This is a genomic window from Serratia sp. CoH_134_PS_4 (genome assembly GCF_058190535.1).
In genome coordinates this window covers 1-21,928 of record NZ_JBXWKI010000012.1, presented here as the reverse complement: position 1 = coordinate 21,928, position 21,928 = coordinate 1, and the positions used below count along the sequence as shown (strand labels likewise).

Here is a 21,928-nt window from a genome sequence, read left to right as displayed (position 1 = left end):
TATGGCCAAGTTTGATACGTTGACCGTTCATGCCGGCTACACGCCGGACGCTACCGGTGCAGTAATGCCTGCCATTTATGCCACGTCAACCTATGCCCAGCCAGCACCGGGCGAGCATACAGGTTATGAATATTCACGCAGCGCCAACCCAACGCGTACCGCATTGGAGAACGCCATTGCTGAACTGGAAGGCGGCAGCCGCGGTTATGCCTTTGCTTCTGGCCTGGCAGCCTGCTCGACGGTGTTGGAATTGCTCGATCAGGGTAGCCATTTGGTGGCGGTTGACGACTTATATGGCGGTACCTACCGCTTACTGGAGAAGGTGCGTAGCCGGACAGCCGGCCTGCGCGTCACCTATGTTTCCCCGGCGGATCTTTCCGCGTTGGAGCAGGCAATCGAACCGGATACCAAAATGATCTGGGTAGAAACGCCGACTAACCCTCTGCTGAAGCTGGCCGATCTGAGCGCCATCGCCACGATCGCTAAAAAACACGGTTTGATCAGCGTGGCGGACAACACCTTTGCCTCACCTTACATTCAGCGTCCGCTGGATCTTGGCTTTGATGTCGTCGTGCATTCCGCCACCAAATACCTCAACGGCCACTCCGATGTGGTAGCCGGGGTCGCTGCAGTAGGGAACAATCCTGAGCTGGCCGAACAGCTCGGATTCCTGCAAAACGCGGTGGGCGGCATTCTCGATCCGTTCAGCAGTTTCCTGACGTTGCGCGGCATCCGTACGCTGGCACTGCGCATGGAGCGCCACAGCAATAGCGCCTTACGCATCGCCCAGTGGCTGGAAAGCCAGCCGCAGGTAGAAGACGTTTACTATCCGGGTCTGCCAAGCCACCCGCAGCACGCTCTGGCGACAAAGCAGATGAACAGCTTTGGCGGCATGATTTCAGTACGGTTGAAAGGCGACGACGCCTATGCGCGCCGGGTGATCAAACGCTCACATCTGTTCACGCTGGCAGAAAGCCTGGGCGGCGTGGAAAGCCTGATCAGTCAACCATTCAGCATGACCCACGCGTCGATTCCGTTGGAACAGCGGCTGAAAACGGGCATCACCCCGCAGTTGTTGCGCCTGTCGGTAGGGATTGAAGATGCGGAAGATCTGATTGCCGACCTGAAACAGGCTCTGGCCGAGTAATCTCCGTTCCATACACGTCAAAGGGGGTCGAACATGTGTTCGCCCCCCTTTAATCCGTTGGGCGCAGCATGTGGCCCACCGACCACTAGGTTACAACGTCCTGATAATAGCGCTGCGCTACATCGGGGTGAGAGCGAATTCGTCCCTTCAGGTAGTTAAACCCCACATCGCGCAATAGCGGATTATGCGGATCGCTGACCGGGCCGCGTGCCTCGGCGGCCAGATGCGCAGGCAGTTGATACAGTGGCACCACAGCGTCAAGTCGCGCCCCCAGGAAGAAAGCGATCGACAGACGATCGCTCCCCGCCGGCGGCGTTTCCACGCGATGTACCGTGGCGCGTAGATAACCATTGGTCGCCAGCTCCAACAGTTCGCCGATGTTGACCACAAAGGTGTCTTCACGCGGTTCCGCGTCCACCCAGCGCCCTTCTTCAATTTCAACCTGCAGGCCTTTCTGCCGGTCCTGCAGTAAAAAACTCAAAAAGCCAGAGTCCTTATGGGCACCGACTCCCTGCCCGCTGGTGGTGGCCTCACGCCCCGGATACCGTATCAATTTGATATGTTCATTGGGTTTGTCGCCGTAAAGCGAATCAAATGCGTGCTCCGGTAACGACAGGGCTAACGCGAAGGCGCGCAATAATCGCAGCGACATTACCGTCATCACCTGCTGCCATTGCAACAGTAACGGCTTCAGTTCAGGCAAGGCTTCAGGCCATTGATTCGGCCCTTGTAAACGCGCCCAACGCGGCGTTTCATACGCCAATTCCAGCGCAGGACGCTCCGCACCGATGTCGAACTGTTCGCGCCAATCCGGTTGCCCCCGCGTCAGTTCGTCCGCAGCGCGGTTATAGCCGCGAAAGTGCGGCGAACGCACCATCTGAACCGCCAATTTGTCGGCGTCCGGCAAGGCAAAAAACTGCCTGGCACGCTGTTGCAGCTGCACATTTAGCGCGCTATCAATGCAATGCCCACGCAGATAAAAAAAACCTACGTCGCGTGCCGCAACACGCAGATTGTCAAGAAATGCCTGCCGCTGACGCGCATCACCGTCAAGCTGCGAAAGATCCAGCAGCGGCAGCGTCTTCAACGTCAGTGGTGGTCGTATCATTATCTTGTTCCTCATCATCGTTCCCGACAAAGATCGGGCCGGTATAAAGGCGAATTATCAGCATCTTTAACTCCTGGATGGCCAGTGCATTACCCTATAGTTACCACCCGGCCAAAGATGCGAGCCAATATTGTTGCGTTCTAAGTTATGCAAACGTTCAACAAAGTGTCGCAAAACCGTCATCAATGTTTCTTATGCTCTGCGCAATTTCATTGTCGCCACTGGCTGGCGGCCAACGGTATCCGCTATTCTGTATACACCTCTTTCCCTCCCTGCCTGCCGGAGAAATACTGATGGATTTAGCCTTATTCGACCTGGACGAAACCCTGATTGATGATGACAGCGCCAGCCTGTGGATCCGCTGGCTGGTCGCCGAGGGGTTTGCGCCGGCAGAACTGGAACAGCAGGAACAGCAGCTCATGCAGCTCTATTACCAGGGAAAACTGTCCATGGAGGACTACATGCAAGCCACCCTAGCACCACTGACCGGCCTGAGTACCCAAACGGTAGCCGGTTGGGTACAGCGTTATATCCGTCGCGATATTCTGCCTCGCGTCTATCCAGCAGCCCGTGAACGGATGTTGTGGCACCGTGAACGCGGTGACTGCATTCTGGTCATTTCCGCCACCGGTGAACATCTGGTGGCACCGATTGCCGCACAGCTCGGTGCTGATGGCGCACTGGCGATTGGTGTCGAAGTGCAAGACGACCGCTTCACCGGCAACACCTACGGCACCATGACTTACCAACAGGGCAAAGTGACCCGTTTGAAACAGTGGCTGGCAGAACACCCGGAATTGATCTTTGAGCACAGCCACGGTTACAGCGACTCACTTAACGACAAAGCCATGTTGCAATATGTCGACAGTGCTACGGTGATCAACCCGGACAGTGAGCTCAACGCACTGGCGCTGGAGCATGGCTGGGAAGTTTGTCGCTGGGAGCGCTGAATGTGTCGACCACGCTGGCAAAAAATGCCTTCTGGTGTGACAAACGCTGCATTGTGGCGTACGAATAACTACTTAGGTTGATTAACCCACGTAAAAGAGGCGTTCTATGCTGACCATTTGGGGTCGTGAAAATTCAAATAACGTCAGGAAAGTGCTGTGGTGCGCCGCAGAGCTGGAGCTGAATTACAGCCATATCAATGCCGGCGGCGCATTCGGTAAGGTAAACGATGAACTCTACCGTTCATTGAACCCGAATGGCCTGGTGCCGCTGCTGCAGGACGATGACTTCGTGCTGTGGGAATCCAACACTATCGTTCGCTATCTGGCAGCGAAGTTTGGCAATGAACCTTTTTACCCGCAGGATCTGCAAGCGCGCGCCAGTGCAGAAAAATGGATGGACTGGACCACAGCCACCATTGTCAGCCACTTTAGCGTTGTGTTCTGGGGAATGGTTCGCACCAAGGCGGAACTGCGTGACATGGCGAAGATAGAAGCGGCAATCGCCACATTGGAAAAGCATTTCGACATTGTGGAAGAAACCCTTGGTCGCCAGCCTTACCTTTCCGGTGAGTCCTTCGGCATCGGCGACATCCCGCTGGGTAGCTTTGCTTACGCCTGGTTCTCCATGCCGATTAAGCGACAATCTCGTCCAAACATGGAGCGCTGGTATCAGCAACTCACAGAACGCCCGGCCTATCAGCGCGGTGTCATGAGCGAGTTAACCTGAGTTTCCCCCGCCCTGCAACTGCAGGGCGCCATCATTACGCCTACAGCCCGACCCGCAACAACTTGCCGTCGCTCGAATCGGTTAGCAGGTAAAGGTCGCCGTCAGGCCCAACCCGTACCTCACGAATGCGCTCGCCGCGATCTTCCAGCAACCTTTCTTCAGCGATCACGTTGTTCCCCTGTAGCGTCAGCCTGATCAGGGCTTTCTGAGCCAGCGCACCCATGAACAGCGAATGCTGCCAGGCAGGGAAACGAGGTGAGTCGTAGAATGCCATGCCGCTGACGCCCGGCGACACCCGCCAGTAATGCAAGGGCTGTTCAGTACCCGCGATCTTCTGTCCTTTAGCCTCTGGAATAGCCAACCCAGAGTAATTGATGCCATAGGTGGCTATCGGCCAGCCGTAGTTTTTCCCCGCCTGCGGAATATTGATCTCATCGCCACCCCGTGGGCCGTGTTCACTCTCCCACATCACCCCGCTCCATGGATTCAACGCCAGCCCCTGCGGATTACGGTGGCCATAGGACCAGATTTCCGGCCGTTTGCCCACCTGACCAACAAACGGATTATCTGGCGGTACAGCCCCGTCGGCAGTTAACCGCACCACCTTGCCCTGTAGCTTGTCCAAATCCTGTGCCGTCGGCCGCTGATTATTCTCACCCAACGCAATAAACAGATAGCCCTGGCGATCAAATGCCAACTTGCCGCCAAAGTGATTACCGATCGACAATTTAGGTTGCTGGCGGAAAATCACCGTGAAGTTCTCCAATCGTTGGCGATCGATGCTTAACTGCCCATAACCCACCGCGGTCCCTGCCTTACCGTCTTCACCCACTTCGGCAAAGCTGAGGTAGATTCGTCTGCTATCGGCAAAATCAGGCGCTAACAGCACTTCCAGCAGCCCACCCTGGCCTTCGGCATACACCTGAGGCACACCGGTAATTGGCGCGGACAAACCTTTATCCTGTTGCCACAGCCGCAGGCGGCCCGGTCGTTCTGTGATTAACATGCCCTGCTCACCGGGCAAAAATGCCAGCGACCAAGGGTGCTCCAATTTATCCTGTAATGGCGTGACCTTCAGCGCAGCATGCAGCAAACCGCTGAATAACAGCAGTGCCATCATCGTCGTGACTCTCCGCATGGCATCCTCCTGAATAGAAACGGGTCCATTCAGTGTAGTCCAGCAGACCACTTGCAACGTTTGTTTTAATTTTCAATATGTTGTCTTTTAGCCAGACTGTGCTTAAGTTAACGGGTAAACAAGGAGGATGTATGCACATTACCGTAACCGATTCACTCAGCGAAGAAGTCCTCGACGCCATCAGACAGGGGCTACGCGCCCACAATAGCCCGTACATTGATCCCACTCAGCGCAAGCCGCTTGCTGTCTACAGCCAAGATGAGGCCGGCCAGGTTATCGCCGGCGTGACGGCGGAAACGTGGGGTAACTGGTTAAGCGTTGACTGGTTGTGGGTGGCGGATTCGCAACGGGGTAGCGGGTTGGGCCGTAAAGTTCTGTTGGCGGCGGAGCAAGAAGCGCTTGCACGTGGCTGTCGTTATGTCCGTTTAGATACGTTCAGTTTCCAGGCGCGCCCTTTCTACGAGAAGCTCGGCTATCAACTGCGGATGACGCTGCAAAATTACCCGACAGAGCATGAATGCTACTTTCTTACCAAAACATTGACTGAATAACAGGTGACCTGATGGAAACCACAACCATGGTTGTGAACTGCGTGGCATACAAAGCCGGTAAACGGCTAGGTGAAGTGACCATTGACGACATCAGTGAGGTAGTGAAACAACCGGATACCTTTGTCTGGCTCGGCTTATGGCAGCCGGAAGACGCCTTCATGCGCAAGGTGCAGGAAGAGTTTGGGCTGCATGACCTGGCCATTGAGGACGCGTTGTTCGCCCACCAGCGCCCGAAACTCGAAACCTACGGTGATTCATTGTTTATCGTGGTTAAAACCGCACAGTGGGGTAAAGACGAAGTCGAGTACGGTGAAACACACTTTTTCGTGGGCAAGAATTTCCTGATCACGGTACGCCATGGTGCATCCCCCAGCTACGCGCCAATTCGTGCCAAGGCTGAAGAAAACCATAAACAAATGTGCCGCGGGCCGGGTTTTGCATTGTACTCAGTGATGGACTTTGTGGTGGATAACTACCGCAGCGTCGTGGCAAGGTTCGAGGCAAATATCGAAGCCATCGAAGCCAACATGTTCAAGTCAGAGTTTGACGAGGCTGCCATTGAGAACGTTTATACGCTGAGGCGACACCTGCTGGCCCTGCGCAATGCGGCAATGCCAATGGAGGAGATCTGCAACCAGCTTATTCGCCTGCATGAAGAGGTGATCCCGAAAGAACTGCGCGCCTATGTGCGTGACGTGCAGGACCACGCGCGCCAGGTTGTCAGTAACATCGACGACATGCGCGAAATGCTGACCAACGCGATGCACGTCAATCTGGCCCTCGTCACCGTGAAACAGAATGAAGTCGTGAAACGGCTCGCCGGCTGGGGAGCAATTCTGGCAATCCCAACGGTAATATTCAGTTTGTATGGGATGAACTTTGCCAATATGCCGGAACTGAAGTTCCCCTGGGCCTATCACACGATTCTCGGGGTGACCGCCGTCGGCTGCTTCTTCCTGTATCAGAAGCTGAAAAAATCCGGCTGGCTCTAGCCAATAACGGGGCTGTTGTACACAGCCCCGCTTTCACAGCGTCATCGGATCAGTTCACCACCGCCGGTCAGCCGCTATGCCGTTGATGCAGCCTCATGGCCAGCAACATCACCGTTAAGCTCAGCACCACCGCGACACTCGCCATCGCCATACCATCCCCTACCGAGCCTTGTTCAAATTGACGCCAAACAAAAACAGACACTGTCTGCACGCCAGCCGGAGACAGCAGCAACGAGGTCACCAACTCCCGCACCGAGACGGCAAACACCAACATCGCTGCCGCCAACAGGCTGGGAAACACCAAAGGTAACATGACCCATCGCAACGCTTGCAGCGGCGAAGCGCCATGCACACGAGCCGCGGCCTCAACGTTGCCACCAATCTGACGCAGTGCCGCACTGGCATAGCGCACCGGATAAGGCAACAGCACACAGCTGTAAGCAAGCAGCAAGATGCCCCAAGTGTTATAAGGTGACAACGGCCAAAAACTGCGATTCCAGGCCAGAATCAACCCCACTCCAACAACGATACCTGGCAATGCCGCCGGCAATAATGACAGTACATCAATCAGCACGGCGCCGCGTACGCGTTTGCCGACCACCAACCATGCGGCCAGAAAACCGACAACCCCGGTCAGCAATGCCGCCCCTAACGCCAGTGACAAGCTGGTACTTAACGCTGAAAAGGCATCGTTGTCCGGCTCAAACAATGGGGTGAAATGCCCTAGCGTAAGGTTGCTCCACGATACCCCACCAGAAAGCGTGGCGGAAAAAGCCGTAACCAACATTGACGCCAACGGTAACCCCACCGCCAGTAATGCCACTATGCTAAACAACATGACAACCGACCAACGCCAGCGTCCGAGCGATCGTACCGATATCGTGATCGGTTTTCCCGTGGTGGTTTCTACTTGCATCGACCCAGCAATGGCGCGTTGTAACCAAAACGCGCTCAATGCTAACCCGACCAAAATCAACGATAATATTGCCGCACCCGTCAGGTCGATAGGCCAATCAGCCAGACGTTGTTCGATACCCGACGTCAGCACCAGGACACCCGCTCGCGCGCCCAATGCTGCCGGTACGCCGTATTCCTCTATCGCTAACGTAAAGGCCAGCAGCACGCTGGCCGCAATAGCCGGAGCAGCCAGTGGCAAGCTAATACGCCAAAATGCACGCCACGGCCCGGCACCATGCACACGCGCGACTTCCGCCAGCCTGGTTCCCGCTGCCGCCATGCTGCGGGAAACGGCAAAATACACCACCGGGAAGATATTCAGCGACATCACCAGGATCACCCCCGGGAGTGAGAACAACAGTCCACTTAAGCGTATTGGCAGTAATTGCTCCAGATAACCACTGGGTTGCAATGCCAACATCCATGACAACGCCGCAATGTAAGGCGGGAGCAAAAAAGGGATCAGAAACAGCAGATCCCACAATCGCGCATAGGGCAATGCAAACAGCCCCCGCAGCGCGCCAAGCAGTATACCCAGTGCAGCGCTGACCAAGGCTACGCCTCCGCCAACACACAGCGTGTCGCTCAGTTGCCTGAACAACGTCGAGTCCGCCAATAACGCGGGAAAAGCACTGAAAGGCTTCGCCAACGATCCCTGCGCTAATGCTGGAAATACGGCTTGCAACAGCACAAATAACATTGGCATGGCGACCAACAACAACAAAACGACCACCGTGGTGCCAGGCAGCAGCGCACGCTTCATCATTCCACCTGCACGCAATTTATCGTTGCCCAAAAAGCGTGGCGAAACGATCGAGCACGGCTGAACGTGAGCCCGCTGGAGTGTCCCCTTGTGGTAACAACGTGAGTGTTTTAAACAGCGGACGTTTGGCATCAATATCTTGTCGTGCAGGCATTAACCACGCATCCGCTACCGCCCGTTGCCCCTCCGGAGACAGAACATAGTCGATAAACGCCCGCGCCTGATCGGCATGTTGAGTCGACTTCAGGATCATCATCGGTCTTGGCGCAATAACCGTACCGCTCGATGGGAAGATAACTTTGATCGCTTCACCTTCCGCCATGCTGTTATAAGAGACGTAGTCCACCGCACCGAACACTGCCGCTTTAGCACCCTGTAATACCGGTGTCAGCGCTTGCGCATTCGGCCCAGCAATGATGGCACCGTTGGATTTCAAGCTTTCAAACAGTTGCCAGGCCTGTTCGCCTTGGGCGTGTTGCAACCCCAACAGCAGATCAAGGGAAGCACCAGAAAGCGCAGGATCGGGCGTAGTGACCTTGTCTTTAAACGCTGGCTGCGCCAGATCGCGCCAGTCTTTTGGCTCCGGCGTACCACTGTTACTGTTCCAGACAATCCCCAGGGCCGAGATCCCCTGCGCCACGTAGGACGGCGTTTTAAACTGCGCCGGAACTTCCGCTGCATTAGGGCTCTGATAATCCAATAACCACCCCCGTTGTTGCAGATCCGTCGCGGTATCCCAGGAGGCAGAAATCAGTACATCCGCCCGCGGATTCGCCTGTTCGGCTTCTAGGCGCGCCATCACCTTTCCTGTGGTGGCCTGGAAAATATCAACCTTGACCCCACTTTGCTTTTCATAACCGGTAGCCAGTTTCTTGGCCAACGATCCGGGTCCTGCGGTATATAGCGTCAACGCTTGTGCGCTGTTGCTCATCATGGCGAAGGACAATGCCATAGCTAGGGCGACTCCTGTGTTTGCAATACGGCCTGAAATACGTTGTTGAAAGAACATGTTATTTATCCTTAAGCCATTAGAGGGAGGTAATTTCAGCAATGCGCCCGTCAGCCATATGCACCACGCGATTCGCCAACACCGCCGCTTCATTGCGATCGTGAGTGACGTACACCGCGGTGGTGCGCAGCTGGCGTAGAAGAGAGGCCATTTCATGGGACAAAGATTCACGCAGGTCGCGATCCAGATTTGAAAGCGGCTCGTCAAACAGCAGTACCTTCGGTTCTGCGACAATTGCCCGCGCCAGCGCGACACGCTGCTGCTGCCCCCCTGATAATTCGGCTGGGCGTCGATCGGCCAAATCCACTAAACCGACGCGATCCAGTGCGGCCAGCACCCGTTGCTGACACTGCGACCGTTCAATAGCACGCATTTTCAGGGGGAATGCCACATTCTGCACCACGCTCATATGCGGCCACAGGGCGTAATCCTGGAACACCATGCCCAAATTGCGTTGTTCCGGTGGCAGGTTGTAGCGCGCGTCGGCCACCTTCTGCTCACCAAACGAAATGCTGCCCTGTTCCGGCTGCAACAATCCGGCTAGCAGCTTCAGTAAGGTGCTTTTTCCACAGCCGGAAGGCCCCAATAGCGCCAGCGTGTACCCGGCGGGAATGGTCAAATCGATTTGTTGCAGGATCGGTTGGCCCGCTATGCGATAACACAACCCTGATGTGGTAATGGATACCGGCCCGCGTGCGTCATTGCTCATGACAACCGCCGCAATGCTCGGGCCGCAGAGAACAACGTGGCTGGATAAATAACGTAGATAGCGGACCCCAAACTTCAGTTTGAGAGAGATACCGGCATGGGGCAACCGCCCGCACCATTGGCAGGAAATGCATTAATAACATGGGTCATCCTCTTTGGGACTTTATATCGGAAAAGCGATTGTAGGCAGGAGGTAAGACGATTGAGTTACAGTATGAAGACGCTCAGATGACAACATAAAAAAATGCCCCGCGATCGGCAGGGCATGTTCAAACGATTAATTTAGCGGCATACGCGCAGGGTCGGGATATTGATACTCAAATCCGAGTTCATTGCTGATGCGGCTACCGTCGACCAATCGCCCGTCTTGCTCAGCTTCGGCGGCGAACTGCGGCGGCGTCAGGTGTAACTGTTCAGCCAATGCCGGGTAAAACTCGCGTTTTGTCGGGTGGCCCGGCGCACATAAGTTATACACGTGGCCACCCTTCGGTAATTTCAGTAACAGTTGGATGGCAGCGATCACATCGTCCTGATGCACCAGATTGACCCCTTGTGAGCCCCCCTTGACATCGACTTTGCCAGCGAGAAAACGCCCTGGATGGCGATCAACCCCCACCAACCCCGCCAAACGCAAAATATCCACTGAGGTATTGGGTAATTCATGCAGCCAGCGCTCCAACTCGGCCAACACTTGCCCCGACGGTGACACCGGTTTCAGCGGAGAATCCTCACGTACCGTACCCGTGGTTTCACCGTACACCGAGGTTGAACTGGTAAACAGGATGCGTGGCACACCGAATGCCATTGCGCTGTCCACCAGCATGCGCACCGCATTAAAGTAGTTCTCGCTGCCTTCAACCGTGCGACGGGCTGGCAACGTTATTACCAGCGCGTCAACGCGCAGCAGCGGCTCCAAATCGTCCGGTTCGCAAATCAGCTCTGGCGTCATTTCCAACTGATAGCATTCAATGCCGCTCATCCGCGCGGCTTCAACGCCGTCTGGCGTCGTTTTACTGCCAACAACGTCAAAACCACGGCTCATCAGCGACAAGGCCAACGGCATCCCCAGCCAGCCCAAACCAATAATGGCGACCTTTTTCATTATCTTCCTCTCTTGAAGATTGCAGCGCTTTGCCCGTTAAGGCTACGCCACTCCGTAGGGTGATACAATCTACTCTGCTTAAGCTTAGGTAAAGTCGCGTCTGGCTAATAACTCAACCTGTTTCAATAAATTAAATTTATGACGATAAAAAAGGGTTGCGCGACAGACAGCGGATAGTTTAGGTTAATTAGCAATTGAGTTTGTAGCGACTTTATACAGAGAAAACACCATGACACGCATTCAGTTCAGCCACCATCATCACCATCACCCTGACTAGTCTTTCAGGCGATGAGTGCTGGAAGACGGTTTTTTAATCTTCCAGTGGCGCGCAGAATGCAAGAGAGAGCCCTCGGAAGATTTCTTCCGAGGGTTTTTTTTTGGCTCCGGACAGACAGAAAAAATAATTTTTAAAATAAATTCATAAATTTACAGATTAAACAGAGGTTACCATGCTGGACAAAACACGTTTACGGATAGCAATGCAGAAATCGGGCCGCCTGAGTGATGAATCCCAGGAGTTGCTGGCGCGCTGTGGGATCAAAATTAACCTGCAGCAACAGCGTCTGATTGCCTTCGCGGAGAATATGCCGATTGATATCCTGCGCGTACGTGACGACGACATCCCGGGCCTGGTGATGGACGGCGTGGTTGATCTGGGCATTATTGGTGAGAACGTGCTGGAAGAAGAGCTGCTCACTCGCCGCGCCCAGGGTGAAGACCCGCGCTATTTCACTCTGCGTCGCCTGGACTTCGGGGGTTGCCGCCTGTCGCTGGCTACCTCACTCGACAGTGAATACACCGGCCCACAGAGCCTGCAAGATGCTCGTATCGCCACCTCTTACCCGCACTTGTTGAAACAGTACCTCGACAAGCAAGGCGTGCGTTTCAAGTCCTGCCTGTTGAACGGTTCAGTCGAGGTCGCACCGCGTGCTGGCTTGGCCGATGCGATCTGTGACCTGGTTTCCACAGGGGCTACGCTGGAAGCCAACGGCCTGCGTGAAGTTGAAGTCATCTATCGCTCGAAAGCCTGCCTGATTCAACGCGACGGCGAAATGCCCGAAGCCAAACAGCAATTGATCGACCGCCTGATGACCCGTATTCAGGGTGTGATTCAGGCGCGCGAATCCAAGTACATCATGTTGCACGCCCCGAGCGAGCGTCTGGACGAAATCGTCGCGCTGCTGCCGGGTGCCGAACGCCCTACCATCCTGCCACTGGCCGGTGCGCAAAACCGCGTCGCAATGCACATGGTGAGCAGTGAAACTCTGTTCTGGGAAACCATGGAAAAACTGAAAGCGCTCGGTGCCAGTTCGATTCTGGTGTTACCTATTGAGAAGATGATGGAGTAACGCCATGCCGAACTTCAATACTCTGGTCAAATGGGCAGACTGCAGCGCCGAACAGCGCACAGCGCTGTTGATGCGCCCGGCGATGTCCGCCTCGGACAGCATCACCCGCACGGTGAGCGACATTCTCGACAACGTGAAGGCCAATGGCGATCAGGCGCTGCGTGAATACAGCGCCAAATTTGATAAAACAGAAGTCGGTGCGTTACGCGTCACTGCCGAGCAGATCGCCGCAGCAAGCGCGCGTCTGGGGGACGAGATCAAGCAGGCAATGGCAATAGCCGTTGCCAACGTGGAAACCTTCCACAATGCGCAAAAGCTGCCGCCGGTTGATGTAGAAACCCAGCCAGGTGTGCGTTGCCAGCAGGTAACCCGCCCGATCGATTCGGTTGGTCTGTATATTCCCGGCGGCTCTGCCCCGCTGTTTTCTACCGTCTTGATGCTGGCGACACCGGCACGCATCGCCGGCTGCCGTCGCGTGGTGTTATGTTCCCCACCACCGATTGCCGATGAAATTTTGTATGCCGCACAACTTTGCGGCGTGACGGAAGTGTTTCAGGTCGGTGGCGCACAGGCAATTGCTGCCATGGCATTCGGCACCGATTCGGTGCCGCGTGTGGCGAAAATCTTTGGCCCGGGCAATGCTTTTGTCACCGAGGCCAAGCGCCAAATCAGCCAACGTCTGGACGGGGCGGCCATCGATATGCCAGCCGGCCCTTCTGAAGTACTGGTGATCGCCGATGCTGGTGCGACCCCGGCATTCGTTGCCTCTGATCTGCTGTCACAAGCGGAACACGGCCCGGACTCACAGGTGATCCTGTTAACACCCGATGCCGCAATGGCGCAGGCCGTGGCTGAAGCAGTAGAACAACAACTGGCGCAATTGCCGCGGGCTGAAACAGCACGGCAAGCGCTGGCCAGCAGCCGATTGATCGTCGCTAAAGATTTGGCCGAATGCGTGACAATCAGCAATCAGTATGGCCCGGAACACCTGATTATTCAGACTCGCAACGCCCGCGCCCTGGTCGACAGCATCACCAGCGCCGGTTCGGTGTTTCTCGGTGACTGGTCACCGGAGTCTGCCGGTGATTATGCGTCCGGCACTAACCACGTATTGCCGACCTATGGTTACACCGCCACCTGTTCGAGCTTGGGCTTGGCGGATTTCCAGAAGCGCATGACGGTGCAGGAGCTTACGCCGCAGGGCTTCATGAATCTGGCTGCCACCATTGAAACGCTGGCCGCCGCCGAACAGTTGATTGCCCACAAAAACGCCGTAACCCTGCGCGTTGCCGCACTGAAGGAGCAAGCATGAGCATTGAAAATCTGGCACGCGCCAACGTTCGCGAGCTGATCCCGTATCAATCAGCCCGCCGCTTGGGGGGGAACGGCGACGTGTGGTTGAACGCCAACGAATACCCGATCGCCCCGGAATTTCAACTGACCGCGCAGACCTTTAACCGCTACCCGGAGTGTCAACCGGCGCGGGTAATCGAGCGCTACGCCGATTACGCCGGGGTTAAAAAGGAACAGGTGCTGGTCAGCCGCGGCGCCGATGAAGGCATTGAGCTGTTGATCCGCGCATTTTGCGAGCCGGGTAAAGACGCCATCCTGTTCTGCCCACCGACCTACGGGATGTACGCCGTCAGCGCTGAAACCTTTGGCGTGGAGCGTCGCACCGTGGCGGCCAAGCAGGATTGGCAACTGGATTTGCCCGCCATCGCCGACAGCCTGGACAACGTTAAACTGATTTACGTCTGCAGCCCTAATAACCCGACCGGCAACCTGATCGACCCGAACGATTTGCGCACTCTGTTGGAAATGGCCAAAGGCAAGGCAATCGTCGCGGTTGACGAAGCCTATATCGAATTCTGCCCGCAGGCCAGTGTGGCTGGCTGGCTGAGCGACTACCCGCACCTGGCTATTCTGCGTACCTTATCCAAAGCCTTTGCGTTGGCCGGTTTACGCTGTGGTTTTACCTTGGGTAATGAAGATCTGATCGCCCTGCTGCTGAAGGTGATCGCCCCTTATCCGCTGTCTACCCCGGTCGCAGATATCGCTGCGCAAGCGCTCAGCACCGAAGGCATCCGCGTGATGCGTCAACGGGTTACAGAGATCGCCGCAAATCGCAGTGTGCTACAGCAGGCGCTGCAAAACTGCGCCTGCGTCGAGCAGGTTTTCACCAGCGACAGTAATTACCTGCTGGTACGTTTCACCGCTTCAAGTAATGTGTTTAAAACCTTGTGGGATCAGGGCATTATCTTAAGAGACCAAAATAAACAGCCCGGGTTATCCGGCTGCCTGCGTATTACGATAGGCACCCGTGATGAATGCCAACGCGTGGTTGACGCGCTGTCAGCCCTGCCCGGCGCCAACAAGACTCGCCAGGAGCCAATGTGAGCCAAAAAATCCTCTTTATTGACCGTGACGGTACGTTGATTGCCGAACCACCAGAAGACTTCCAGGTTGATCGTCTGGATAAGCTTGCGCTGGAGCCGGACGTGATCCCTTCACTGCTGGCTTTGCAGCAGGCCGGTTATCAGCTGGTGATGATCACCAATCAGGATGGGCTCGGCACCGCCAGTTTCCCGCAGGAAACCTTCGACCCGCCGCACAACCTGATGATGCAGATCCTCAGTTCGCAAGGCATTCACTTTGACGATATTTTGATTTGCCCGCACCTCCCTGCGGATAATTGCGACTGCCGCAAGCCGAAAACCGCGCTAGTGAAGGGCTACCTCGAGCCTGGCGTGATGGAAACGGCCCATTGTTATGTGATCGGCGATCGGCCAACCGACGTACAGTTGGCCGAAAACATGGGTATTCAGGGATTGCGTTATCAACGTGAAACGCTGGGTTGGAAGGAGATCGTTCGCCAGTTGACCCAGCGTGATCGTCACGCGCGAGTTAACCGTGTAACGAAAGAAACCCAAATAGACGTCAATGTCTGGCTGGATCGTGAAGGTGGCAGCAAGATCAAAACGGGCGTTGGCTTCTTCGACCACATGCTGGATCAGATAGCCACCCACGGCGGTTTCCGCATGGATATCGATGTGAAAGGCGATCTGTATATTGACGACCACCACACGGTAGAGGATACCGGGCTGGCACTCGGCGAAGCATTAAACAAGGCGCTGGGCGACAAACGCGGTATTGCACGCTTCGGCTTTGTATTGCCGATGGATGAATGTCTGGCGCGCTGCGCACTGGATATCTCCGGGCGTCCGCACCTGGAATATAAGGCCGAGTTCAACTACCAGCGTGTTGGCGATCTCAGCACCGAAATGGTCGAGCATTTCTTCCGCTCATTGTCCTACACCATGGGCTGCACGCTGCACCTGAAAACCAAAGGCAAAAACGACCATCATCGCGTCGAAAGCCTGTTTAAAGTGTTTGGTCGTACGCTGCGCCAGGCAATCCGCGTAGAGGGCAACACCCTCCCGAGCTCGAAAGGAGTGCTGTGATGAACGTGGTGATTTTGGACACCGGCTGCGCCAACCTGTCTTCGGTCACCTACGCGGTGCAGCGGTTGGGTTACCAGCCAGAGGTGAGCCGTGACCCGGAGATCGTATTGCGTGCCGACAAGCTTTTTCTACCCGGCGTCGGCACCGCGCAGGCCGCCATGGATCAGTTGAAACAGCGCGAGTTGATTGAACTGATTAAGGCCTGTACCCAGCCGGTGTTAGGCATTTGCCTCGGTATGCAGTTGCTGGCAAAAAGCAGCGAAGAGAACGGTGGCATCAATACGCTGGGCATTATCGATACCCCGGTGGTACAGATGACCGACTTCGGCCTGCCGCTGCCGCACATGGGCTGGAACCAGGTTTCTGCTCAGGCAGGCCATCATCTGTTCCGCGGCATCGAAGACGGTGCTTACTTCTACTTCGTTCACAGCTATGCGATGCCGATATGCCCAAGCACCATCGCCCAGGCGAACTACGGCGAGCCCTTCACCGCCGCCGTGCAAAAAGACAATTTCTTCGGCGTGCAGTTTCATCCAGAGCGATCTGGCGCGGCCGGTGCGCAACTGTTGAAAAACTTTCTGGAGATGTAGGCAGCATGATTATTCCGGCTTTGGACTTGATCGACGGCAACGTGGTGCGTTTGCATCAGGGCGATTACGGCCAGCAACGCGACTATGGCAACGATCCGCTGCTGCGTTTGCAGGACTACCAACAACAAGGTGCGCAGGTATTGCATTTGGTCGATCTGACCGGTGCCAAAGATCCTACTGCACGCCAGATCCCTCTGCTGCGCAAACTGCTGGCAGGCGTTAATGTGCCGGTGCAAGTTGGCGGCGGCATTCGTAATGAACAAGACGTTTCTGCTTTATTGGAGGCCGGTGCCTCTCGCGTAGTGATCGGCTCTACCGCGGTAAAACAACCGCAATTGGTGCAAGGCTGGTTTGAACGTTACGGCGCTGATGCCATGGTGCTTGCGCTGGATGTACGCATCGATGCCGACGGCACCAAACGCGTAGCCATCAGTGGCTGGCAAGAAAACTCTGATGCCACGCTGGAACAGGTGGTTGAACAATTCCTGCCTTATGGCCTGAAGCATGTACTGTGCACCGATATTTCCCGTGACGGTACACTGGCCGGCTCCAACGTCGCACTGTACCAGGAAATCAGCCGGCGCTATCCGCAGATCGCCTTCCAGGCGTCCGGCGGCATCGGCAATCTGGACGACATTGCCCAGCTACGTGGCAGTGGCGTTGAGGGTGTGATTGTAGGGCGTGCCCTACTGGAAGGTAAGTTTAGCGTTGAGGAGGCTATCGCATGCTGGCAAAACGGATAATCCCCTGCCTGGATGTTAAAGACGGGCAAGTCGTAAAAGGCGTGCAGTTCCGCAACCACGAAATCATCGGTGACATCGTACCGCTGGCGCAGCGCTATGCGCAAGAAGGCGCAGATGAACTGGTGTTTTACGACATTACCGCGTCCTCCGACGGCCGGGTTGTGGATAAAAGCTGGGTATCACGGGTAGCAGAAGTGATCGATATCCCGTTCTGCGTCGCGGGTGGCATCAAAAGTCCGGAAGATGCTAGTCAGATCCTCTCTTTCGGCGCCGACAAGATTTCTATCAACTCTCCGGCGTTGGCTGACCCGACATTGATTAGCCGTCTGGCGGATCGTTTTGGCGTGCAATGCATTGTTGTGGGTATTGATACCTGGTTTGACAGCGAAACCGGCAAGTATCACGTCAACCAGTACACTGGCGATGAAAGCCGTACCCGCGTCACTCAGTGGGAAACCCTGGATTGGGTTAAAGAAGTGCAAAAACGCGGTGCCGGCGAAATTGTACTGAATATGATGAATCAGGATGGCGTGCGCAACGGTTACGATTTGGAACAGCTGCGACAGGTACGGGAAGTCTGTAAGGTGCCGTTGATCGCCTCCGGCGGCGCAGGCACCATGGAGCACTTCCTGGAAGCGTTCCGTGATGCGGACGTTGATGGCGCACTGGCTGCGTCAGTATTCCACAAACAAATCATTAATATTGGCGACCTGAAAAGGTTCCTGGTCGAACAAGGCGTGGAGATTCGCGTGTGTTAACAGAACAACAGAGAAACCAGCTGGACTGGGAAAAAACCGACAACCTGATGCCCGCTATCGTGCAGCACGCCGTCTCCGGCGAAGTGTTGATGCTCGGTTATATGAACCAGGAAGCCCTGAGCACGACGGAGCAAAGCGGCAAAGTCACTTTCTTCTCTCGCACCAAACAACGGCTGTGGACTAAAGGGGAAAGTTCCGGGCACTTCCTCAATGTGGTCAGTATCACCCCGGACTGTGACAACGATACGCTGCTGATTTTGGTGAACCCAATCGGCCCCACCTGCCACCTGGGTAACACCAGTTGTTTCTACCCAGCCAACAGCGATTGGGGTTTCCTCTATCAATTGGAACAACTCTTGGCTGAACGCAAGACCGCCAGCCCAGACAGCTCTTACACGGCAAGTCTGTACGCCAGCGGCACCAAACGCATCGCGCAGAAAGTGGGCGAAGAAGGCGTGGAAACCGCGCTGGCCGCCACGGTAAACGATCGTGAAGAGTTGACCAACGAAGCTTCTGATCTGATTTATCACCTGTTGGTGCTGTTGCAGGATCAGGATTTGGACTTGAGCAAGGTGATTGGCCGGCTGCGCGAGCGGCACCAAAAGTAATTACCTATCGTCTTCGAGGCACGATTTTTTCGTGCCTCAATGCTTCCAATATTTGACTACGCTGTTTACCGTCACATTTTAACACCTTTTTTTTCAAAAAAACCGTTTTGATCTTATATTGAAACTGACATTTAAATAACACGTTAGGATTGATGATATGGCAAACGAAAAACTTTCATGCTTTGAAAGCATGGGTGACAATTGTGAGTTCGGTTTTTATCTTCGTTCAAAAGGCATTGAAAATGGTAGTTTATTCCGTTGGTCGCTAATAAAGGATTACCGGGATGTTTTAAATTTAATCGTCGGTGATTTTGATGGATTTTATAGACTAGACAACCTTCAACCCACCTGGAAAAACATGTTAATTGACAATGCGAACGGCGTTATTTTCCACACAGAACTATACAGTCACCAAATAGAAGGGAATTGGTTTTTTGAAGGCGATGATAAAGAAATAAAAGAAAAATACTTGATAGAAAAAGAGAAAATAGATTATTTAGTCAACAAGTTCAGAATATCACTAAAAGAAGGAAATCGAGTTTTCGTTATCAAGAAAAACAACAATCAGGTTGACATGTCTGTTATCAGGCAACTAGCAGATAAACTTAATCAGTTCGGGAAAACCAAAATACTGGTAGTGTTTCAAAGCGATGATATCAACAAGCAAGGCACGATAGAACATAATGATGATAACGTGCTAGTTTCCTATATTGACCGATTTGCCGACTATAGCCAAGCAGATAATATTTCTATCGAAGGATGGGATAAAATAATTAATAATGCTATCGGCATTATTTAGGAAAGAATAAAAGAACGGTTTCTGAGAATATGTTTATGACTGTAAATAAAAAACGCCGCAGTAAGCGGCGTCTCCTTTTAGATTTAACGTCCCCGAAGAGTATTAAAAATTTTACGACCGACTCGATAGAAGAAACCCTTCTTATTCACAGCAGAAAATAGGGCATTGAAACGATCGTGAGCCCAACCATCTCTCTGCTGGGAGATTAGGTAATCGAGTTTCTCATTGATCACACCAATTTCTGCTGAACCATTAACATTCGGGTTACTGCGGTAGAAAGCCAAATCACGTTCCAACCGATTGATCTTATCCATAAAGGATGGAATCAACCCCATCGTATATTGGATCTGATTATCAGGGGACATGAATGGGCGATAACTACGGAAGTTATTCTTACCCTTATTCCCACTGATCAACATACCGCTGTTAGCGACGCGGTACCAGAATAAGGCTTCAGGCACCAACTGAATTTTATGCCCTGCCAAAGCCACACGGCAGAAGAATTCCCAATCTTCGTGACCAATACCATAATCTTCAGTAAAACCACCAACGTTGTCGAAGACGCTCTTTCTAATCATTGCATTCGCATCACCAAAACAGTTTGCGAAGCTAGCCACATTTAGATCCGCTCCCAGCGGAAGCCAACAATCTTTCATCTTACGGAATGGTGATGGGAATTCATCGCCATAAATCAAATCGCTTGGCGTAGTCAGCAAATCGCAACCTGAGTGAACGGCCGCGCGTACGAATGTTTCAATCTCATACGGTTTAGCCACATTATCGTCATCCATGAAGATTAAATATTCACCAGATGCATGTCTCGCCGCTAGATTTCTTGCTGCTCCCAAGTAATTATTGGAGCTTTTTATAATCTTCCATCCCTTAGCCATAAACTCTTTATTTAATAGATCAAGGTAGCGTCGGGACTCCTCTTTAATACTGCCATCATCGACGAGAATAACTTCAAAATTCGAGTACGTTTGTGTTTTTAAAGATGCAATAGCTTGTTGCAGCAGGTGACTTCGATCGTGGTGCACCAGACATACACTGACTAGTGGCTCCTGATTTACATCAACAGAAGGCCCACTTCTCTCGAAAGATTCGTTAAATTTATTAACCCACGATGTTTTAATTTCCTCAACATCCTGTACCAAATTCGATTTAATCGTGAGGTTTAATAGCCTAAAAATAATCTTCTGATAAAGTGAGCTCGGTGTCGGGTTAAATATAATATCAGAATGATTTTCTTCAGGAATAAGCTCTTTAATTCCTCCAACAGACGAGGCAATAAAGTTCACTCCTCCGATCAAGCACTCATAGACCGTGTACGGTGAGTTTTCCACCAAAGAAGGGATAATGACAAGAGCATTGTCTTTTTTAATATAGGCATCAGCTTGACTACGATCATAGTCGGTAATGATATTTACTTTAGTATCAAGCGAATCTGTTTTGGTTCTAATATGCTCAATAGAGTTGAAACCTTCAGCCACAACCCCTTTTCCCATGAATGTAATGGCAGATATTTTAGCCACTTCATCTTCTTTTAGGTTATGCAAAGCTCGGAGGAAAATATCTAACCCTTTACGCGTTTCCAGGCGACCAAAGAAGATTAGCTCAATGCCTGAAGCCGATTTCCTTGCGTTTTTGGGAACGATCTCGTCATCAGTTGGGCTGATAGAAAATGGTTCACAGTTGAGAATAACCTGACTCGAGGCAGGTAGTACCCATTTCTTATCGCGCATCCAATCCAAAAGATAGTGCGAAGGGCTAATAATCTCATCTGCCATTTCAACGACCTTTTGCTCCATGAAATAAAGTTCCATGTGATTTTGGTCGTAAGGAAGTTGATAGTTTCCTTCATCAGCCCACAGTGTCGAACTGTGTGTATTAATGATGAATTTAGTATCGGTAAAGAACAGTCCCTGTTCTTTAGCTAAAAGCGTATAATAAAGGTCGGCTTGCCATTCACAAGCTATCACTACGTCATAATGAGCGCTTTCGCAGCCCTTCATCCATTCGTAAATGTTATAGCTTTTCCTTCTGAAATACGGCGCATCAATATTTATTTCTTTCAATGGGGGAAGAACCATCAATTTAACATTGTGTCCTTCATAGATTCCAACCCAATGATCTGTTTTTCTTTCGCCAGATTCTGAATAATCACCGCAGGTATACAGCACCTCAACATCAAAGCCCGATTTCGCCATATTCACTGCTAGTGAGGTAAAAGCTGTTCCAATTCCTCCATTACGGATTGGACCTTCAATATCAGGAGTAACTATAAGAACCTTTTTCATAAAAAACTCATCCTTTTATCATTCTAATAACTTGCGCTGATTATTTTTATCAAAATATTTACACTGCTATAGTCTTGTCGAACACCAGATACTTGGCTTTGTTGAATAAATCAGATTTCGGGTAAGTCTCCCCCGTAGCGGGTTGTGTTTTCAGGCAATACGCACGCTTTC

22 protein-coding genes and 1 other annotated feature are annotated in these 21,928 nt (G+C 53.1%); of the genes, 15 read left to right on the top strand and 7 right to left on the bottom strand.

All coding sequences use genetic code 11. From position 1 onward, the window contains the following. Nucleotide 1: 1 nt before the first annotated feature. Nucleotides 2-1,147 (top strand): trans-sulfuration enzyme family protein, encoded by a 1,146-nt coding sequence (locus AC2FCQ_RS18110; protein WP_209632498.1) that lies wholly within the window; start codon nt 2-4, stop codon nt 1,145-1,147. 85 nt (nt 1,148-1,232) lie between these two features. Here AC2FCQ_RS18110 and AC2FCQ_RS18105 read toward each other — a convergent pair whose 3' ends face one another. Beyond that, a complete protein-coding gene (locus AC2FCQ_RS18105) occupies nt 1,233-2,255 on the bottom strand; it encodes an isopenicillin N synthase family dioxygenase (RefSeq protein WP_490308758.1) in 1,023 nt (340 codons plus the stop codon). Between the two features lie 293 nt (nt 2,256-2,548). Here AC2FCQ_RS18105 and AC2FCQ_RS18100 point away from each other — a divergent pair, with 293 nt between their 5' ends. Both AC2FCQ_RS18100 and AC2FCQ_RS18095 read left to right on the top strand, forming a co-directional pair. Further along, the gene (locus tag AC2FCQ_RS18100) at nt 2,549-3,205 is read left to right on the top strand and encodes an HAD family hydrolase (RefSeq protein ID WP_209632496.1); all 657 of its coding nucleotides are present in this window, start codon (nt 2,549-2,551) and stop codon (nt 3,203-3,205) included. 106 nt (nt 3,206-3,311) lie between these two features. Then, nucleotides 3,312-3,932: a glutathione S-transferase family protein gene (locus AC2FCQ_RS18095; RefSeq protein WP_209632495.1), complete on the top strand. Its 621-nt coding sequence runs from the start codon at nt 3,312-3,314 to the stop codon at nt 3,930-3,932. 40 nt (nt 3,933-3,972) lie between these two features. Here AC2FCQ_RS18095 and AC2FCQ_RS18090 read toward each other — a convergent pair whose 3' ends face one another. After that, nucleotides 3,973-5,070 (bottom strand): PQQ-dependent sugar dehydrogenase, encoded by a 1,098-nt coding sequence (locus tag AC2FCQ_RS18090; protein ID WP_209632494.1) that lies wholly within the window; start codon nt 5,068-5,070, stop codon nt 3,973-3,975. Nucleotides 5,071-5,201: 131 nt separating this feature from the next. Between AC2FCQ_RS18090 and AC2FCQ_RS18085 the strand changes: the two genes are divergently transcribed. Both AC2FCQ_RS18085 and corA read left to right on the top strand, forming a co-directional pair. Continuing rightward, nucleotides 5,202-5,621 carry a GNAT family N-acetyltransferase gene (locus tag AC2FCQ_RS18085; RefSeq protein WP_209632493.1) on the top strand — a complete coding sequence of 140 codons (420 nt, stop codon included), beginning with the start codon at nt 5,202-5,204 and terminating at the stop codon, nt 5,619-5,621. Between the two features lie 11 nt (nt 5,622-5,632). Then, on the top strand, nt 5,633-6,613 hold the full coding sequence (corA, locus tag AC2FCQ_RS18080) for a magnesium/cobalt transporter CorA (protein WP_490308759.1): 981 nt from the start codon (nt 5,633-5,635) through the stop codon (nt 6,611-6,613). A 67-nt stretch (nt 6,614-6,680) separates the two neighbouring features. Here corA and AC2FCQ_RS18075 read toward each other — a convergent pair whose 3' ends face one another. From AC2FCQ_RS18075 to AC2FCQ_RS18060, 4 genes are all read right to left on the bottom strand, one after another. Then, a complete protein-coding gene (locus AC2FCQ_RS18075; RefSeq protein ID WP_245209736.1) occupies nt 6,681-8,333 on the bottom strand; it encodes an ABC transporter permease in 1,653 nt (550 codons plus the stop codon). A gap of 19 nt (nt 8,334-8,352) precedes the next feature. Then, complete coding sequence (locus AC2FCQ_RS18070) at nt 8,353-9,285, bottom strand: ABC transporter substrate-binding protein (RefSeq protein ID WP_490308760.1); 933 nt, start codon at nt 9,283-9,285, stop codon at nt 8,353-8,355. A 76-nt stretch (nt 9,286-9,361) separates the two neighbouring features. Next, a complete protein-coding gene (locus AC2FCQ_RS18065; RefSeq protein WP_265555256.1) occupies nt 9,362-10,051 on the bottom strand; it encodes an ABC transporter ATP-binding protein in 690 nt (229 codons plus the stop codon). A 276-nt stretch (nt 10,052-10,327) separates the two neighbouring features. Further along, entirely contained in the window at nt 10,328-11,152 is an 825-nt protein-coding gene (locus AC2FCQ_RS18060) for an SDR family oxidoreductase (protein ID WP_209632488.1), read from the bottom strand. Between the two features lie 229 nt (nt 11,153-11,381). Here AC2FCQ_RS18060 and hisL point away from each other — a divergent pair, with 229 nt between their 5' ends. The 10 genes from hisL to AC2FCQ_RS18010 all read left to right on the top strand — a co-directional run bounded on the left by hisL (nt 11,382) and on the right by AC2FCQ_RS18010 (nt 19,460). Beyond that, nucleotides 11,382-11,429, top strand: a complete 48-nt coding sequence (gene hisL, locus AC2FCQ_RS18055; RefSeq protein ID WP_101495319.1) for a his operon leader peptide — start codon at nt 11,382-11,384, stop codon at nt 11,427-11,429. Continuing rightward, nucleotides 11,405-11,531: a sequence feature (His leader region), on the top strand. (Overlaps the previous gene by 25 nt.) 70 nt (nt 11,532-11,601) lie before the next feature. Continuing rightward, nucleotides 11,602-12,501 carry an ATP phosphoribosyltransferase gene (gene hisG / locus AC2FCQ_RS18050; RefSeq protein ID WP_012006049.1) on the top strand — a complete coding sequence of 300 codons (900 nt, stop codon included), beginning with the start codon at nt 11,602-11,604 and terminating at the stop codon, nt 12,499-12,501. 4 nt (nt 12,502-12,505) lie between these two features. Continuing rightward, nucleotides 12,506-13,813, top strand: coding sequence for a histidinol dehydrogenase (gene hisD / locus AC2FCQ_RS18045; RefSeq protein WP_209632487.1), 1,308 nt, complete (start codon nt 12,506-12,508; stop codon nt 13,811-13,813). After that, nucleotides 13,810-14,898 carry a histidinol-phosphate transaminase gene (gene hisC, locus AC2FCQ_RS18040; protein ID WP_209632486.1) on the top strand — a complete coding sequence of 363 codons (1,089 nt, stop codon included), beginning with the start codon at nt 13,810-13,812 and terminating at the stop codon, nt 14,896-14,898. Before hisD ends, hisC begins: the two co-directional genes overlap by 4 nt. Then, nucleotides 14,895-15,962, top strand: a complete 1,068-nt coding sequence (gene hisB, locus AC2FCQ_RS18035; RefSeq protein WP_209632485.1) for a bifunctional histidinol-phosphatase/imidazoleglycerol-phosphate dehydratase HisB — start codon at nt 14,895-14,897, stop codon at nt 15,960-15,962. Before hisC ends, hisB begins: the two co-directional genes overlap by 4 nt. Beyond that, nucleotides 15,962-16,552 carry an imidazole glycerol phosphate synthase subunit HisH gene (gene hisH / locus AC2FCQ_RS18030; protein WP_209632484.1) on the top strand — a complete coding sequence of 197 codons (591 nt, stop codon included), beginning with the start codon at nt 15,962-15,964 and terminating at the stop codon, nt 16,550-16,552. The genes hisB and hisH overlap by 1 nt, the downstream gene beginning before the upstream one ends. Nucleotides 16,553-16,557: 5 nt before the next feature. Beyond that, nucleotides 16,558-17,295 (top strand): 1-(5-phosphoribosyl)-5-[(5-phosphoribosylamino)methylideneamino]imidazole-4-carboxamide isomerase, encoded by a 738-nt coding sequence (gene hisA / locus AC2FCQ_RS18025; protein WP_490308761.1) that lies wholly within the window; start codon nt 16,558-16,560, stop codon nt 17,293-17,295. Beyond that, entirely contained in the window at nt 17,277-18,053 is a 777-nt protein-coding gene (gene hisF, locus AC2FCQ_RS18020) for an imidazole glycerol phosphate synthase subunit HisF (protein ID WP_061807141.1), read from the top strand. The genes hisA and hisF overlap by 19 nt, the downstream gene beginning before the upstream one ends. Continuing rightward, nucleotides 18,047-18,661 carry a bifunctional phosphoribosyl-AMP cyclohydrolase/phosphoribosyl-ATP diphosphatase HisIE gene (gene hisIE / locus AC2FCQ_RS18015; RefSeq protein WP_404759987.1) on the top strand — a complete coding sequence of 205 codons (615 nt, stop codon included), beginning with the start codon at nt 18,047-18,049 and terminating at the stop codon, nt 18,659-18,661. Before hisF ends, hisIE begins: the two co-directional genes overlap by 7 nt. 157 nt (nt 18,662-18,818) lie before the next feature. Continuing rightward, entirely contained in the window at nt 18,819-19,460 is a 642-nt protein-coding gene (locus tag AC2FCQ_RS18010; RefSeq protein ID WP_490308762.1) for a hypothetical protein, read from the top strand. Between the two features lie 83 nt (nt 19,461-19,543). On the opposite strand, the gene AC2FCQ_RS18005 is transcribed toward AC2FCQ_RS18010, so the two are convergent. Further along, a complete protein-coding gene (locus AC2FCQ_RS18005) occupies nt 19,544-21,757 on the bottom strand; it encodes a glycosyltransferase (protein ID WP_490308763.1) in 2,214 nt (737 codons plus the stop codon). Nucleotides 21,758-21,928 lie beyond the last annotated feature (171 nt).

What these genes read in the sequence shown, in the direction of transcription:
- AC2FCQ_RS18095 (WP_209632495.1), top strand. Translation starts at nt 3,312, where the DNA reads ATGCTGACCATTTGGGGTCGTGAAAATTCAAATAACGTCAGGAAAGTG.
- AC2FCQ_RS18060 (WP_209632488.1), bottom strand. Translation starts at nt 11,152, where the DNA reads ATGAAAAAGGTCGCCATTATTGGTTTGGGCTGGCTGGGGATGCCGTTG.
- AC2FCQ_RS18105 (WP_490308758.1), bottom strand. Translation starts at nt 2,255, where the DNA reads ATGATACGACCACCACTGACGTTGAAGACGCTGCCGCTGCTGGATCTT.
- AC2FCQ_RS18075 (WP_245209736.1), bottom strand. Translation starts at nt 8,333, where the DNA reads ATGAAGCGTGCGCTGCTGCCTGGCACCACGGTGGTCGTTTTGTTGTTG.
- hisF (WP_061807141.1), top strand. Translation starts at nt 17,277, where the DNA reads ATGCTGGCAAAACGGATAATCCCCTGCCTGGATGTTAAAGACGGGCAA.
- hisD (WP_209632487.1), top strand. Translation starts at nt 12,506, where the DNA reads ATGCCGAACTTCAATACTCTGGTCAAATGGGCAGACTGCAGCGCCGAA.
- hisC (WP_209632486.1), top strand. Translation starts at nt 13,810, where the DNA reads ATGAGCATTGAAAATCTGGCACGCGCCAACGTTCGCGAGCTGATCCCG.
- corA (WP_490308759.1), top strand. Translation starts at nt 5,633, where the DNA reads ATGGAAACCACAACCATGGTTGTGAACTGCGTGGCATACAAAGCCGGT.
- AC2FCQ_RS18085 (WP_209632493.1), top strand. Translation starts at nt 5,202, where the DNA reads ATGCACATTACCGTAACCGATTCACTCAGCGAAGAAGTCCTCGACGCC.
- AC2FCQ_RS18010 (WP_490308762.1), top strand. Translation starts at nt 18,819, where the DNA reads ATGGCAAACGAAAAACTTTCATGCTTTGAAAGCATGGGTGACAATTGT.
- AC2FCQ_RS18065 (WP_265555256.1), bottom strand. Translation starts at nt 10,051, where the DNA reads ATGAGCAATGACGCACGCGGGCCGGTATCCATTACCACATCAGGGTTG.
- hisG (WP_012006049.1), top strand. Translation starts at nt 11,602, where the DNA reads ATGCTGGACAAAACACGTTTACGGATAGCAATGCAGAAATCGGGCCGC.
- AC2FCQ_RS18100 (WP_209632496.1), top strand. Translation starts at nt 2,549, where the DNA reads ATGGATTTAGCCTTATTCGACCTGGACGAAACCCTGATTGATGATGAC.
- AC2FCQ_RS18110 (WP_209632498.1), top strand. Translation starts at nt 2, where the DNA reads ATGGCCAAGTTTGATACGTTGACCGTTCATGCCGGCTACACGCCGGAC.
- hisH (WP_209632484.1), top strand. Translation starts at nt 15,962, where the DNA reads ATGAACGTGGTGATTTTGGACACCGGCTGCGCCAACCTGTCTTCGGTC.
- AC2FCQ_RS18090 (WP_209632494.1), bottom strand. Translation starts at nt 5,070, where the DNA reads ATGCGGAGAGTCACGACGATGATGGCACTGCTGTTATTCAGCGGTTTG.
- AC2FCQ_RS18005 (WP_490308763.1), bottom strand. Translation starts at nt 21,757, where the DNA reads ATGAAAAAGGTTCTTATAGTTACTCCTGATATTGAAGGTCCAATCCGT.
- hisA (WP_490308761.1), top strand. Translation starts at nt 16,558, where the DNA reads ATGATTATTCCGGCTTTGGACTTGATCGACGGCAACGTGGTGCGTTTG.
- AC2FCQ_RS18070 (WP_490308760.1), bottom strand. Translation starts at nt 9,285, where the DNA reads ATGGCATTGTCCTTCGCCATGATGAGCAACAGCGCACAAGCGTTGACG.